The 16,233-nt window shown below is 47.2% G+C and carries 9 protein-coding genes; 8 read left to right on the top strand and 1 reads right to left on the bottom strand.

Annotated features, from left to right (window positions below):
• Positions 1-7 precede the first annotated feature (7 nt).
• The 8 genes from galA to VLX91_10030 all read left to right on the top strand — a co-directional run bounded on the left by galA (position 8) and on the right by VLX91_10030 (position 14,611).
• Positions 8-2,932 carry a beta-galactosidase GalA gene (gene galA, locus VLX91_10065; protein ID HUI30550.1) on the top strand — a complete coding sequence of 975 codons (2,925 nt, stop codon included), beginning with the start codon at positions 8-10 and terminating at the stop codon, positions 2,930-2,932.
• 160 nt (positions 2,933-3,092) lie between these two features.
• Positions 3,093-4,481, top strand: coding sequence for an AGE family epimerase/isomerase (locus VLX91_10060; GenBank protein ID HUI30549.1), 1,389 nt, complete (start codon positions 3,093-3,095; stop codon positions 4,479-4,481).
• A 110-nt stretch (positions 4,482-4,591) separates the two neighbouring features.
• Positions 4,592-5,656, top strand: a complete 1,065-nt coding sequence (locus VLX91_10055) for a glycosyl hydrolase (protein ID HUI30548.1) — start codon at positions 4,592-4,594, stop codon at positions 5,654-5,656.
• A 56-nt stretch (positions 5,657-5,712) separates the two neighbouring features.
• On the top strand, positions 5,713-7,917 hold the full coding sequence (locus tag VLX91_10050) for a T9SS type A sorting domain-containing protein (protein HUI30547.1): 2,205 nt from the start codon (positions 5,713-5,715) through the stop codon (positions 7,915-7,917).
• Between the two features lie 48 nt (positions 7,918-7,965).
• The gene (locus tag VLX91_10045; protein ID HUI30546.1) at positions 7,966-9,183 is read left to right on the top strand and encodes an SMP-30/gluconolactonase/LRE family protein; all 1,218 of its coding nucleotides are present in this window, start codon (positions 7,966-7,968) and stop codon (positions 9,181-9,183) included.
• Between the two features lie 27 nt (positions 9,184-9,210).
• The gene (locus VLX91_10040) at positions 9,211-10,296 is read left to right on the top strand and encodes a GDSL-type esterase/lipase family protein (protein ID HUI30545.1); all 1,086 of its coding nucleotides are present in this window, start codon (positions 9,211-9,213) and stop codon (positions 10,294-10,296) included.
• A gap of 122 nt (positions 10,297-10,418) precedes the next feature.
• Positions 10,419-12,866 (top strand): discoidin domain-containing protein, encoded by a 2,448-nt coding sequence (locus tag VLX91_10035; protein ID HUI30544.1) that lies wholly within the window; start codon positions 10,419-10,421, stop codon positions 12,864-12,866.
• Positions 12,867-13,054: 188 nt separating this feature from the next.
• Positions 13,055-14,611 (top strand): glycosyl hydrolase family 28 protein, encoded by a 1,557-nt coding sequence (locus VLX91_10030; protein HUI30543.1) that lies wholly within the window; start codon positions 13,055-13,057, stop codon positions 14,609-14,611.
• 143 nt (positions 14,612-14,754) lie between these two features.
• Here VLX91_10030 and VLX91_10025 read toward each other — a convergent pair whose 3' ends face one another.
• Complete coding sequence (locus VLX91_10025; protein HUI30542.1) at positions 14,755-15,786, bottom strand: LacI family DNA-binding transcriptional regulator; 1,032 nt, start codon at positions 15,784-15,786, stop codon at positions 14,755-14,757.
• Positions 15,787-16,233: the final 447 nt, after the last annotated feature.

Genomic DNA, 16,233 nt, shown 5'->3' with positions numbered 1-16,233 from the left:
CAAAGAAATGAGAAAAATTTTTCTGTTTATGAATTTCGCACTCTTCAATTCATTCCTGGCGATCCTGGCGGCCGTGCCCGCAGCCGGAAAATCAAAGCCGCTTCCGGAACAACCGGCGGTTCGTGAACATTTGCTTCTGAACTCCGGCTGGCGATTTGCATTAGGGAACTCTTGTGATCCATCGAAAGATTTTGGAACCGGTACGGCATACTTTTCTTACTTTGCCAAGGCAGGAGGTCACGACGGCGAAGTCGAAGGCGAGTCGTTCAGTTTTGATGACCGTGCGTGGCGAATCGTAGATCTTCCACATGATTGGGCTGTGGAGCTCCCGTTTGATTCGACGGCCAGCAGCAGTCATGGATACAAACCGCTTGGTAAGAAATTTCCTTCGACGAGCATCGGGTGGTACAGGAAATCTTTTTCCATTCCGGAATCGGATCTCGGCAGGCGAATCAGCATCCAGTTTGACGGCATATTCAGGGATTCGCAGGTCTGGGTCAACGGGTTTTATCTCGGCGAACACCACAGCGGCTACTCCGCTTTTGAATATGACATCACTGACTATTTGAACTATGGAGGCACAAACGTCGTAGCCGTTCGCGCAGATGCGACGATGGAGGAAGGATGGTTTTACGAAGGTGCAGGAATTTATAGAGATATGTGGCTGAACAAAACGTCTCCGGTGCACATCGCGCCGAACGGAACTTTCGTCATGTCCGAAGTGAAAGGCAATTCCGCTACGGTCACCGTGACAGCCACGGTGAAAAATGACGGGAAGAAGGATATGCCGATCAGTCTTGGCCAGACCATCATCGATGCGAAAGGTGAAACCGTCGCGGGCGGAAAATTTGAAAAGGTGGTTCTTGCTCAGGGAAAGGAAAAAGATTTCACGTGCACGATGGGAGTGCCGATCCCCAGATTGTGGTCGCCTGAAAATCCATATCTATACAAATTGGTGACGAAAGTTTTTTCTGGAGATTTGGTTGTCGATCAATACGAAACCCGATTCGGAATTCGGACAATCTCCTTCGATCCCAATAAAGGATTTTTCCTCAATGGCAAACATGTGTTATTAAAAGGGACAGACGTCCATCAGGATTTTGCCGGTGTCGGCACAGCAGTGCCTGATCCTCTACAGGTATTCCGTATCGAGCAGCTGAAGGCGATGGGAAGCAATGCGATTAGATGCGCGCATAACCCTCCCAGTCCTGCCTTCCTGGACGCATGCGACAGTCTCGGTATGCTGGTCATCGATGAAAACCGTCTGATGGGGAGCAGTCCCGAGGAGCTTGACGAGCTGAAGGCCATGATCGTTCGAGACAGAAATCATCCGAGTGTCTTTGTCTGGTCGCTGGGAAATGAAGAGTGGGTTATCGAAGGAAACGAGAAGGGTGCCCGTATCATTTCTACCATGCGAGATCTTGTAAAGGGACTCGATCCGTCCCGCCATACTACCGCTGCAGTCAGCGGCGGATGGGGTCAAGGAATCTCTACCGTAATCGATGTGATGGGATTCAATTACATTTTCAACGGGGACATCGACAAGCAACATGCGGATTTTCCAAATCAACCGAGTATGGGAACGGAAGAATCGTCTTCTGAAGGAACACGGGGAGTTTATACAGAAGATCGTTCTGACGCGCACCTTGTAGCTATCGACCGCAAGGATCCGAATATCGGTATTGAAAACGGCTTCAAGTTTTATGCGGCACGTCCGTTTCTCTCCGGTTTATTTTTCTGGTCAGGCTTCGACTACCACGGTGAGCCTAATCCGATAGGCTGGCCGCAGGTAACTGCTCAATACGGCATCATGGACCTCTGCGGTTTCCCGAAGGACATGTTTTATTATTTGAAATCATGCTGGATTGATAAATCTCTTCTTCATCTGCTCCCGCACTGGAATTGGACAGAGGGACAGAAAGTCGATGTCTGGGCTTATAGTAATTGCGACGAAGTTGAGCTCTTCCTCAATAAAAAAAGTTTAGGTCGAAAGTCTGTGCCAAAATATTCTCATGTATCATGGGACGTAAAATACGAACCCGGAACTTTGGAGGCGGTGGGATATGATGCCGGAAAAGAAGGTGTCGCAGACAGGGTCGCAACTACAGCGGATCCCGTGGCTGTTCAACTTATTCCGGACAGAGATACGATAAATGCTGACGGGGAAGACGTGTCGGTGATAACGGTGAAAGTTGTCGACTCGTTGGGGAGAGCGGTGCCGGATGGAGACAATGAAATTGTTTTCGGGCTTCAGGGGCCGGGAAAAATTATCGGAGTCGGGAATGGTGATCCGTCTTCTCACGAGCCCGAGAAGTATCTTGAGACAGTAAGCGCGATCAGGATCGCGGGATTGAAAATCCACGCCGTCGGAAGCTCAGGGAATACTTTGGAAGTAACACCGGACTACGATGATTCTAATTGGGATCCGGCGTTTGCCGAGCAGGATCGTGAGAGCCGTATTCCACAGGATTCGTCCAAGATCGTTGTGATTCGCGGAACTTTTGACTTGCCGCAGATTACAGATTCATCACGAATTACGCTTTTGACAAAAAGCGTATGCCAGGTCCAAACGGTTTACATAAATGGTCACCTCATTGTGAAAGACGTGTCAAGGGAGGCGTCTGGCCAGGAGTACGTGCTTGACCACTCTTATCTTCATCCCGGAAAGAACATTTATGCTGTGGTCGGACCACCTTTGGTAAAAAGAAATCAGTGGGAAATTCTGAATACGGATCCGGGATTAGTTCAGGTCATCACGCCGTCAAGCTCGTGGAAGCGCCGTGCGTTCAACGGTCTTGCGCAGGTTATCGTTGAATCTGAAAAAATATTCGGTCAGATAACGATAACTGCATCGTCGAAAGGCTTGTTGAGCAGAACATTATCAGTTGAATCCGTGCAGCCGATTTTGCCGGCGGAAGTTCCGGAAAAGTGAGAATGTTTCACCAGTGTTGAACGGAATTTTTACCGTTTCTTGTTCGACTACGTGAAGATGACGTTTTCCGAATCATTTAACTTCACATTGAGAACGGAGACGCATTTGTCTCGTTGACCGAGTGGCCAAAATAGTTTACTTTGTGTTTAATAAGATGACCATGGGAAATTGTTTTCATCTGCACGCTCGATATACGTTTTCTTTCGCGGTGTTGCCACTTCTGACTGCACTTGCGCAAAATCCTGCCGAGTCTTCCGGACACGAACAGAGCATAGAGACCAATAAGGACACTATCTTAGCGGAACTTAGATCCGCTTTGAAGAGCGAGTTCGATCTGTTCTATCCACTGTGCATAGACACGGTCGACGGCGGTTACTTCAGCGACATCAACTATAAGTGGCAATTGGAAGGACGACAGGCGAAGATGATCGTCACGCAGGCGCGCCATGTGTGGTCTCTTTCGACAGGATCTATTTTTTACAAAGAGAAAGAGCCTTACCTCGAATATGCTCGTCACGGTTTTGTGTTTTTAAAAAATGTAATGTGGGACAAAGACCACGGCGGCTTCTATGATCTCGTTACTCGCGAAGGGAAACCGATCTCGTTCGGATACGGACCCGCCGGGAAGACGGCATACGGAAACGGTTTTGCGATTTACGGTCTTGCCGCATATTACAGGGCATTTGGAGACACTGCTGCACTGAATCTTGCCGTTAAGACTTTTGAGTGGCTGGATAAGCACAGCTATGATCCTGAGTATGGCGGTTATTTCCAAAACCTTTTGGTGAACGGTGATCCTCAGAAGGATTGGTACAAAGGGATTCCACCGAAAGATCAGAACTCCATGATACACCTGATGGAGGCTTTCACCGAGCTATACGATGTTTGGCCAAACGAGACCTTGAGGCAGCGGCTTGACATGCTGTTCCATGAAATAAGAGACATAGTCGTCGGCAGCAAGGGATATATGACTTTATTCTTCAATCGCGACTGGACTCTGGTTTCGTACCGGGATTCAACTGAAGAGAATAGAAAATCACATTTGGAATTAGACCACATCTCGTTCGGGCACGATGTCGAGACGGCTTATCTGTTGCTCGAAACTTCAAAGGCGTTAGGCCTCAAGAACGACACGACGACGCTCCGTATTGCCAAACAGCTTGATGATTTCGCTTTGGCAAACGGCTGGGACAAGGAGAAAGGCGGAATCTACGACGGCGGATATGAGTTCAAAGGTGATAACAAAGTAACGATTGTGTTGTCCACAAAAGAGTGGTGGTCTCAGATTGAAGCATTAAACTCTTTTCTAATGATGTCGGAGCTATTTCCTGATGATGAGAACAATTACTATTTGAAATTCTGCGTGCAGTGGGATTATGTCCAGAGGTATCTCATCGATCACAAATACGGCGGCTGGTTCTGGGGCGGCATCGACGAGGCCCCGAACCTCGAACTGGGGTCGAAATCTTCGATTTGGAAATGTAACTATCATACCACGCGAGGACTTGAGAACTGTATGAAAAGATTGGCTCGCAGTTCAGAAAATTGACCATGCTTGTCTCGATTAAAACCCGTGCGATGACTTGCCGGATTGAATAGTTTGTCCTATGTTTTGATGGGAAGATGATGACCTCTAGTTTTTGCAAACGGAGAAATCGATTGGTTAAGGAAATAGCAGCTATTATTTTTATCGGAGGTTGTTCAGCAGTCGGGCAGACCAGCCCCCAAAACGTGGATTATAACTCTCAAACTGTTTACGCGCCCGTGAACCACGATGCGACCCCGGCCGCAAAGAAGCTGCTTGCATACCTTTATTCGATAAGAGGGAGGAAGACGATTTCCGGTCTCCAGGTTTTTGCAGGTGCCGAAGACAAATATATTTATTCCGATTACATAAAGGCCCTTACGGGAAAATCTCCGGAATTGCTGGGCTATGACTTCGTCGATTATTACGAACCGGGCTATGCTTCGCAGCTTATCCAGGAAGTATACAAACAATTTCTCGAAGGCCACATCGTAACCCTGATGTGGCACCAAGGGCGGCCGTCAGATGAACCGCCATTCGATTGGAGAACCAGCATACAAGGAAAGTTATCCGATGAACAGTGGAAGGAATTGATAACCCCGGGGACCAGGTTGTACGAACGGTGGTTGTCTCAGGTGGATGCAGTTGCCACTTACCTTAAAGCGCTGCAGAATCTGGGCGTTCCCATTCTGTGGAGGCCTTACCATGAAATGAACGGTGTCTGGTTTTGGTGGGGGAATCGAAAAGGCCCCGATGGATCGGCAAGATTGTACAAGATGATGTATGATCGGTATGTAAATTATTTCCATTTGAACAATCTCATCTGGGTTTGGGGGCCGAATTCGCCGCGGAACTTGCCCAACGACGAGGCTTATGATTACGCTGATTTTTTCCCTGGCTCGGATTACGTCGATGTGCTGGCAGCGGATATCTATCGCAACGATTACAAACGGAGCAACTACGATCAGCTGCTCGATCTCTCGAAAGGCAAACTAGTCGCTCTCGGCGAGGTTGAAGAAGCACCGACGCCGGAGATTTTAAGAGACCAGTCTGACTGGACATATTTCATGATATGGGCGGAATTTGTGCACACCAACAATTCCGACGAACAAATCAAAGAGCTGTTCAGTGATCCGAGAACGATTACGCATAAAGTTTTCATCGATGAACAGTTCACCAACAATGCGGATAATGAATAATCGGCAGGACTGAGCCAGAAGTTTCCGCAGGATTAGTTTTCAAGGAGCATGAAAGGATGAAACATTCTATACCTCTTACAATCGTGTTGGTTATGACGTTTGGGCTCAATAATTCACTCCACTCCTCGAACCTAGTTCCAGCCAATGATCCCAGCATCCAGTATTACGGCAGATGGGATTTCTCAAATCCACTGGCACCGACGCATTCGTGGCCTGGAGTCTATATATTTGCCGCATTTGAAGGGACAAGCATCGGCATTAGTCTTAATGATAACTTCAGTTATTATAATGTCTTCATTGACGATACCACGTTCATTGACTTTCATGGTACGGGATCGGGCATTTCATCGTACATTTTGAAGACAGGACTTCAAGACACCGTTCACACAATTCTGATCACGCTGAGAAACGAGACGAACTGGACGAAATTTTCCTTCAACGGGTTTATTCTCGATAGTGGCAGGACGCTTGTTCCGCCGCCCTCGGCGTCCTCAAGAGGAATTGAATTCATCGGGGATTCCTACACCTGCGCGTCGGGAAATTTGTGGGACAGCACGGATGCAGCGCCGAGCGGCGACTGGACCGATCTATATGAAGGATTTCCATCAATCATAGCCCGCCACTATGGGGCGCAATATACCGTGACAGCACACTCCGGTTGGGGACTCGTTCTCGATTATCTTGGGAACTATGCCAACAACCTTCCGAGTATCTTTGGCAGCACCGTGGCCTATGCAACTGCACCCGCATGGGATTTTTCAAAATGGAAACCGAATCTCGTCGTAATCTGTCTCGGTCTGAACGACTACAACGGCTGGGGCGGTTATTCTACCGGGACCATTTCGGCGGCTAACACGAGCACATTCAAAGAAGAATATCACACTTTTATTTCAAACATAATGGATGTGTACCCCCATGCGAAGATCCTGGCGGTGGCCGCAAACGGAATTACATGGCTGCAGAATACAATTGCTCAAGTTGTTTCTGAAGAAAATGCCATCGGACACACGAACGTCTTCTATTCTTATTTTCCATACTACAATGGCGGTTATGTGAACGGAGGACATCCTAACGTCGCCACTCATCAGAAAATTGCCGACACGCTGATCGCGTTGATCGATACAATCGATGCTTGGACTCCGTTCAATGAAACAACTCCTCCATCAATTGTGCGTTATCCTGATTCGTTATTTGTCGTGACGACGCCAACGTATACCCTAAATGTTCGAACTGCAGAGTACGATACGGTTCGATACAGCACCTCGGACAAACCATACGATGAGATGGAGAATCAATTTGCCGTAACCGGGACTCGCATCCATTCTACAGTATTATCATGTCAGCAAGGACAGTCGTACACTTATTATCTAAGAGCGAAGAACGCTTACGGTATAACGATGGACACTTCTGTCGTGGTACGCTTCAGCGTCGACACGACAAAAGCTTTGTTAACATGGGACGGTTCGACCGCTTACGATCTTTCCGAATGGAAATTAGGGAAGGCTCCGCTGGGCAACGATGGAGCACCAGGCGACAGCACGAAAGTCTCTTCCGCAACAACCGTTTATTTCAGGCAAACAGTGGACCTTAGCGATGTTGCCTCCATGCTTGATTTCCGTGTCTACGTAAAAGGTCACGACGGTGCTGTCGCATATGTAAATGGGAAAGAGATCGGCAGAGTGAATATCGATCCAAGTGCTGATGTTTCATACGATACCTACGCAAAGGGTCCGATGACACTGGCAACGTCAATCGTAATGAGCAGTCAGGATCGATCTGCCTATTTGAAAGACGGAAAGAATGTGGTTGCCGTTGAGGTGCATTCCCGAGACACAGTGCCTCCGAATATTTCTTTTGATGCCATAGTTATAAATAACACCGGTCTGACTTATATTAACCTCGGTCAGGAATGGTATTATTATGACAAAGGAAATATCCCACCCGACCAACTGGTCGACAAGGCAACACTGTTCGCTGGTGGTGGGAATTCGCTGCCGGAAAGGACAATGCTGTTCTCAAATTATCCCAATCCGTTCAACCCAACGACGGAAATTACATATCAACTTTCAGCCGGTGGTCGTGTGACGTTGAGAGTTTATGATGTGCTTGGTCGAGATGTTGCGACACTTGTTAACGCGACCCAAGCGGCCGGGAGGCACAGCGTCGCTCTTGATGGTTCGCGTTTTGCAAGCGGAGTGTATTTCTATAGATTAGAAACCGCGGGTTATGTTTCGACAAGAAAAATGCTTCTTCTTAAATAACAACATACCCGGTTCATTATGAATAATTATCAATGTCGGAGGAATAACTTGATATCAAAAATTTTGAAAGTGAAAATTTTTCTCTTGCTGATTCTAATTTCGGCGACATCTTTTGCGCAATCGCCGGTTCCGGCGGGGGCCAAGGTTGAAAAACTCCATACAGGTTTCCTGCAGGTGGAGGGACCTGTGTGGTATGATGGGCCGGGATTAAAATCGGCGACAGACAGCACGCTTCTTTTTTCGGACATAGCGGGAAACAAGATTTACCAGTACGACCCGAAAACGGGCATCGCGACTCCGTTCCTAAATCCTTCCGATAGTTCAAACGGAATGACTTTCGATCATCAGGGGCGGCTTGTGTTTTGCCAGATGGGGTTCCGGAGGGTTGTCCGAATGGATTCAAGCGGAACGATCACTCCACTCGCCTCGACTTATCAGGGGAAGAAATTCAATAGCCCCAACGATGTCGTCGTGAGGTCCGACGGATCCATATTCTTTACTGATCCGCCGTTTAACGTCCCCTCCGGGCAAAGTCGCGAGTTGAGTTTTGCGGGCATTTACAGAATAAGCCCGGCGGGGTCGGTCCGACTCCTTGATTCTTCGCTCAGTCTCCCGAACGGGATCTGTTTTTCTAACGATGAGTCCAAGCTTTACATCAACGACTCGCAGGCCCGCATCGTATATGTCTGGGATGTCGTCGACGATTCGGTGTTGGCGAATAAGCAGGTATTTGCGACCATCAGGCCGACAGGATACGCGGATGGCATGAAGTTCGATTCCTCGGGTAATCTCTTTTGCGCGGGACCGCTTGGTGTTTGGGTTTTTAGTTCGAATGGAAGTTGCGTCGACACTATCTTGATTCCAAGCCCCGACGTGGCGTCTAATTGCAATTGGGGAGACCATGATAGGAAAACTCTTTATATAACTGCAGGGAAAACCTTATACCGAATTCGTCTTGCAAATCCCACAAGCGTAAAGACGGAGGGAAATAATATTCATAAGCCTTCCTTCAGGCTCTTTCCGAATTTCCCGAATCCGTTCAATCCGACAACGGCGATCAGCTATCAGCTTGCGACGATGAGCCGTGTGACTTTGAGAGTCTACGACTTGCTTGGAAGGGAAGTCGGGACGCTGGTCAATGAAATCGAAGAGGCCGGCGCGCACGAAGTGAAATTCGACGGCAGCAGGTTATCAAGCGGAATTTACTTTTACCGTCTGAGCACGGGGAGTCTGATGGAAACAAAAGCGATGGTGCTTTTGAAATAATGGGCTACCTTTAGAAAAGCAGGAACCATGAAACTACTCCTTCGCTGGGGCAGCGGTCTCTTAATTTTAATATTTGGACTCAGCAGTTCAGCTCTTGCAGCAAAATTTTTTCCTGCGAACGATTCTTGCATCAAATATTTCGGCCGGTGGGACATGGCGGACTCTCTTCATCCGCGGCATTCGTGGCCGGGAATTTTTATTGAGACGGGATTTTACGGCGACAGTATTGGCGTCAGAATGAACGACACTGTAAACTATTATGACGTTTATATAGACGGCGAACTGCGCCCCGTTTTGCATGGCAACAAAGCCGGCGATGCTGATTATATCCTTGCGGATAGTCTTGGGAGCGGACGCCATTTACTGCGATTTAGTCAAAGAAACATTTCGTTCGGAATATATTCATTCTCCGGGATCCTGCTCGCGGATAGCGGCTCGCTGTGTCCACCTCCCGCTCCGCCAGTCCGGAAAATAGAATTCATTGGAGATTCATTTACGGCGGCTGAGGGCAATGAGGCGAAAGACTCTGTGATGCAATGGGAAGCTAAGTTTCCAGTGACCGACATCGACAGCGGCTTTGCAGTAATGGTGGCACAACATTATAATGCCCAGTATCATATAATCGCGCGGTCAGGGATTGGAACGGTTTGCGATTGGCAGGGAAAGTTCGATATTTCAATGCAGCAATATTATGATCGCACATTGATGGAATCGAGCGAGCCGAAATGGGATTTCAAACGGTGGACCCCGGATTTAGTCGTGGTCTGCCTTGGACTCAACGATTATTCCGGCCTGAAAGAGAAAAGCGGAAAAGTCTCGCAAGAGAATTCTCTGATTTTCCGGAGAGACTATCACAAGTTGCTCTCGTTGATTCGTAGGGAATATCCGGGAGTTTCGATCATTGCGGTTTCGCCTCCTGTAAAATGGATAGAGCGAAATGTTGAGAGAGTTGTCAATGAAGAGCATTCTCAAAAAAGACACGATATATATTTCACGCATTTTGATTTTTATCCGGGCGGTTATGTCGCAAACGGACATCCGAGCGTCTCAACTCACAGGAAGATCGCGGATGTGATTATCAAGAAGATTGAGTCGTCCGGGCTCATCCGATAGGATGCTTGAATTCTTGTGTTGATTTTTTCCTTGGAACAAACTACATAGCTGATGGAGAGGTTTATTCACTCGAAATTGATAAATGAAGTCAGAATTTGGCGTTATAGATTTAAGGAGAGTCTATGAAAACTTATCATACTGTCTTTTCAGCGATGATCAGGAATTTTCTTCTTTTGCTTTTGATCCTTGTAATTGAGATTCCTGACTCTGCGTTCTCACAGTCCGATACGAATCTAGTACACTTTGCTGGAAGAAATGTTTTTCTCAACGGTATAAATGTAGCTTGGGTGAATTTTGCGAATGATTTTGGCCCAGACCTTATCAATGCCGCACAGTTTAATACCGAGTTTCACACTGTTCATTTATATGGCGGCAATGCGCTGAGAGTTTGGCTGCATACAAATGGGGCAGGGACCCCCGCATATGATGCTAATGGATATGTCACGGGACCAGGATCTAATACCATTACAAATCTAAAAACCCTTTTGAATTTGGCGAAGCAGAATGATGTCGGCTTGATCCTGTGTCTGTGGTCGTTCGACATGTTGAGGATAACGGAAGTGGATACGGCACGATTGCATGCGAACGAATATATGTTAACGGATACGGCATATACGATGGCGTATATCAGGAATGCTCTTGCCCCGATAGTGGATTCAGTCAAAGGCGATACATCAATTATTGCATGGGAAGTTTGCAATGAGCCTAACGGGATGACTACTGGGACGCAGTACTATACTGTCGATCCATCCGTTTCCGTATCGGCGGTTCAGCAGTTTACGAATTTGATTGCGGGAGCGATTCACAGGGCGGATCCGAAGGCTCATGTGACCACCGGCCCCGGGAGTTTTCAGACTCTGACCGACGTCAACCCGACGGCAAGCAACAAGATTTCGGAATTGGAAACAATAAACTCTTTGCCGCAGGCAGAATTGCAGAAGATGACCGACGAGTTCAACCTATCGCACAGGGGCAATTTGACGACTCAGCAAATGCTCGAATACCTGGACAGAGTCGCGGCGCAGGCTGACAGTAACTATTACCGCGATGATCGTTTGATCGCTGCGGGCGGGGATTCCCTGGGCACGTTAGATTTTTATACGGTGCATTATTATAACTATGGTTCGAGTCTGCTGTCTCCGTTGACACACCCATTCTCAACATGGGGATTGAACAAACCGACGGTCATCGCTGAGTTTTGGATGCAGACGACTGACGGATTAGGAGACCAAAGCATCTATCCTACTATTTACAGCAATGGTTACGCAGGCGCGCTGGCATGGTCCTGGACGGATTTCCCTAATACACCAAACAATGGCGCCAATGCCGAGTCTGATGCTTGGGACGCACTGAAGTACATGTTCCTGAATTATAGGAATGTCATTAACCTTTACCCGAAGACCGGATCGATTTATTTGTTCACGGCCACTCAAAGTACTATACAGAAAACGGATAGTACTTATCTCAAATGGGATGTCGAGCCTGGCTCAACTGTCAGAATAAATAACATAGATGTCTCATCGACTCCAAAGGATAGCATGCAAGTAAGACCGCTCAAAGATTCGACATATACGATGATTGCCTCCGGAGTGGTTACAGATACCGCAATCGTGAAGGTTGTCGTAATACCAAGTGGTAGGATCATAATGTTTAAAGCGGCCCCGCTTGAAATCGGGACCGGGGAGAACACCTCATTGGTTTGGCAGGCGGTGAAAGGGTCGAACGTAACGTTGAATGGGAAACCGGTTCCGGTAAAGGATTCCGTGGTTGAGTATGCCGACTCTGCCACCAGCACGTTTACGCTGATAGCGCAAGGAGATGAACGTGATTCGAGTACGATAACAATAAATGTACTGCCGCCTGATCAGGTTGACCGAGCTTACGAAGCTTCCGTCACTGTGTCTTCAAACGATACTGTCGCATGGTCTTTCAGCAACCCTCAGAACATCGTGGATGAGAATAATTTTTCAAGATGGCAGGCGGGCTCATCGTCTTCCCAGTGGGTACAACTCGATATGGGCAGGGTAGATACAATCAATTCAATAATTATCCATTGGGGAAACAAAGCCTACGCGAAACAATACTCTGTGCAGGCTTCAAGTGATTTAATCAACTGGTCCGTATTGAAGCAGGTTGTCGGCGGCACCGGTGGAACAAATTATGTGGAGACTTTAAGCGGGTTGCAGGGTGTTGGACGGTATCTGGATTTCCTTCTCCAAGCAGAAGAAAATGGGGCTTACTCGATAGCGGAGATTTATGTTTATGGGACGATGGCCGCCGGAATTAAACGAGTACCTGGAACGCCGATCGTTTATTCACTTTCGCAAAACTATCCGAACCCGTTCAATCCAACTACAACCATTGAGTTTGCAATACCGAGATCTGGTCAAGTCGATCTATCTATTTATAACGTGCTTGGGCAGAAGGTATCCGATCTGGTTAATAAGAGGATGAATGCGGGCGATTACCAAGTCAATTTTGACGCTTCGAGGCTCACAAGCGGCGTCTATCTCTATTCATTAAGATCCGGCGGTTACTCAATTACGAAGAAGATGATGGTCCTTAAATAAAAAGGCCGTACTGTATTCGGTACGATATCATTGATGTGACCGGCATGAAATAAAGTTGCTGCTGAGTAAATGATTTCTGTCATATTCGACTTCCGCGGTGACTTGAGTTCCGCATCGGTAAACATAGAATTGGCGTGATCGACGAGCATAATCAATCAGCGCGGCTGGGCCGCGTTAGGAGAAATATAATGAGAGTTTTTTGCTCCTTTGTCATTACCCTTGCACTGTATGTCCAACCTTGTGCGCAAACTTATTATGTCAGAGATTTCGGGGCTGTCGGCGACGGAAAGACCATTAATACTGCGGCAATTCAAAAAGCCATCGATAGCTGCAGAGAGAATGGGGGCGGTACTGTCGTAGTTCCCACCGGAACTTTCATATCGGGAACACTACAACTATTCAGCAATATTAATCTCCATTTGGAAAGAGGGGCGGTCCTAAAAGGTAGCAACAAGGTTTCCGATTATTATCTCCACGGAAAGAGAGTCGGCCTAATCTATACCGAGCACGCAAACAATGTTTCCATAACCGGCGAGGGAAATATCGACGGGAGTGGCGATTCGTTCATGGATTTGAATAAATCGAAAAGAATTGACGGCGCGGGTACGATGTACACGCGACAGGGGGTTCATTTCCGCGAGGTATCGTCGGGGTTGGGGGACGGTCCGCTTGTTCCTCTCGACCGGCCTTTCCAGATGATAATCTTTTCCGATTGCAGGAATGTCACAATCAGGAATGTGACGATCTCGAATTCGCCGTTCTGGACTGTCCATCTTGCAGATTGCGACGGCGTCGTAGTCTCCGGCGTTAGAATATGGAACAACCTCATGATTCCTAACAACGATGGGATAGACTTTACCTCCTGCAGCAATGTACAGATGTCGGATTGCGATATCCGCACAGGCGATGATGGGATCGTGACTGTCGGCTACGCGTACCACTTTGATCTGCCCGGATACAATAACCTCAGGCACGTTTCCGAAAACATAACGGTCACTAATTGTCACATAGTCTCCCGTTCAAGTGCGATCAGGGTCGGGGGGTGGGATCAAAATGAAATGAGGAATTACACCTTCAGCAATATTGTAATCGACAGTTCCAACCGGGGGATCCACCTTTGTGTAAGGGATTCCGGGTCAATCAGAAACATAATGTTCTCAAACATTTACATCCAGACTCGATTATTTACCGGAGATTGGTGGGGAAACGGTGAGCCGATCAACATTGAGGCAATAAGAGGCAAGGAGAAAGTTCCGCTGGGAAATATCCGCGGAGTGAAATTCAGCCATGTTATCGCCGAGGGCGCGGCGGGAATACTTTTGTATTCATCGGATGAAAGCGAGATCGAAGACGTGTCTTTCCACGATGTGTCGCTCACAATCGAGAACGATCCGCTGGGTTCGACTTGCGGAGGTAACTTCGATCTCCGTCCGGTGACCGATCAGCGGTATTCATTATTCAAGCATGACATCCCGGCTTTTTATGCGCAGCACGTGAGGGATATTCGGCTCCGCGATATGGACATAAGATGGGGAGATGTCAGGGAGAATTATTTCACAAACGGGATCGAATTCTCCGATTTTAAGAACATCATGATTGAGGGCTGCACCATTGCTCCCGCTCCGCATAGCAAGAATACCGCAGCAATCTCGTTGGAGAATGGAAAGGGGTACAGGATAATAAATTCATTTCCCCTTTTCAGTGGGATGAAATTCCTTTCCAAACGTAATGTTGAGACAAACTAGGCTCCCGCCGCGGAATCGTCTTCCATCACATGCCGCTGCGGCAGGGATGCATCCATGATCGATGGTCAGATGGACGGCGGATTATTGAACATGTCGATATCAGCCGGAAGATTTGGTTAAGCGAACTACTGGATTGTCTTCTATCAGTCGGTCAACACTCTTGTCGATTCTCTGATAATAAACTCTGTTTCTAATACCACCTTTTCAACCGGCAATAATCTCGGAGATTCGGTATTACGAATAAGAATTTCCGCGGCCCTTCTGCCGATCTCATATTGGGGTGCTCTTATCGTGGTCAACGGCACAGGATAATTTTTTGAGTAATAGATATCATCGATTCCGACAATAGAAATATCCCCCGGTACGGAGATGTTCAACTCTCTTAATGCTGACATAACTGCGAGAGCCTGGTGATCGTTAAAGCATACGATCGCGGTTGGATATTGATCCACGGTTCTTTTCTTAAAGTAATCTATCGTGCTTGAATATGCGCTTTCATATTGAGAGCCTATCGGCACAATCATATCTTTGTCGAAGACCGACGTACTTTCACTGAAGGCATAGCGGAATCCTTCCATGCGTTCCTGAGCATGTGAATCATGGGGTGGGCCGGCGAAATGAACAATTTTTTTGTGACCGATCTCCATCAAATATTTTACCGCCTTCTTGATCGCCTTAATGTTGTCGATTGTAACGACATTTGCCTGTATCCCGCTGATTTCCTCTAGCAAGACGAAGGGGTAGTTTAACATTTTCAACTTGAAGAGATGTTCGATTTCCGCCGTCCCTTCAAGAACCGGACATATTATCGTACCTTTGATGTCCTTCATGGAAAAAAAATGCGATAGATTCTTCTCGTATTCCTGATTGCTGTCCGAGCTTGCGAGAATCAGGGCATATCCCTTATCCCTCGCGAAATCTTTTGCGCCCGAAGCGATAGCGGTGTAAAAAGGATAGTACAGATCTTTTGTGATTATTGCTATCGCTTTGTCCAATGACGAGTTTTTCAGATTCCTTGCAACGCCCCTGGGGCGGAAATTGAGTTCTTTCATCACCTCGAGAATGTGGTCCTTCGTCGCAGGCCTTACGGAACCTTTTGCGTTTATGACAGCCGAAACAGTACTTTTTGAAACCCCAGCCTTCCGGGCGACATGATCAATTGTTATTCTTTCCACTAAGCTCTCAGATTCCTACTTTCATTTGCAACAATCGAAACGGTTTTATGGATTGTTGAACAGCGTAAGTTAGGGTATCGTGGTCTGAAAATCAAATATCTGGGAGTCCAAACGGCATGCTTCATCATGTCTGCAAAAGTAAAAGTCGCTGTCGTGAATGATTTTTTAGTCGAATTTACTTCAAAAACCTCATTTTGCCTCTCGGTGATTCAACCGAAAAAATATTTTGAAAAAATTTTTGAATCCAGCTTCGACCCCTTGACATTATTGGCGGATCGATTTAAATTGGCAATTGACAAATCGAATCGGTTCGGAAAATATTCGATGTTAATGTTAACATGATGAACTTGGCAGGAGTTTAAGCAGCTAGCTATAACACGGAGGCGTGACGAGTAATTATTTACTAGATCAGAGTTCAGGCGGTCCTTTCTTTTTGCGGGCTCCAAC

It is taken from the genome of Candidatus Acidiferrales bacterium (assembly GCA_035515795.1).
In the GTDB taxonomy this organism is placed as follows: Bacteria; Bacteroidota; Ignavibacteria; order Kryptoniales; family JAKASW01; genus JAKASW01.
This window is presented reverse-complemented; position numbering and strand designations above follow the sequence as displayed.

Coding starts and splice junctions, on each gene's coding strand:
- galA (HUI30550.1), top strand. CDS start 8: ATGAGAAAAATTTTTCTGTTTATGAATTTCGCACTCTTCAATTCATTC.
- VLX91_10050 (HUI30547.1), top strand. CDS start 5,713: ATGAAACATTCTATACCTCTTACAATCGTGTTGGTTATGACGTTTGGG.
- VLX91_10040 (HUI30545.1), top strand. CDS start 9,211: ATGAAACTACTCCTTCGCTGGGGCAGCGGTCTCTTAATTTTAATATTT.
- VLX91_10060 (HUI30549.1), top strand. CDS start 3,093: ATGGGAAATTGTTTTCATCTGCACGCTCGATATACGTTTTCTTTCGCG.
- VLX91_10030 (HUI30543.1), top strand. CDS start 13,055: ATGAGAGTTTTTTGCTCCTTTGTCATTACCCTTGCACTGTATGTCCAA.
- VLX91_10035 (HUI30544.1), top strand. CDS start 10,419: ATGAAAACTTATCATACTGTCTTTTCAGCGATGATCAGGAATTTTCTT.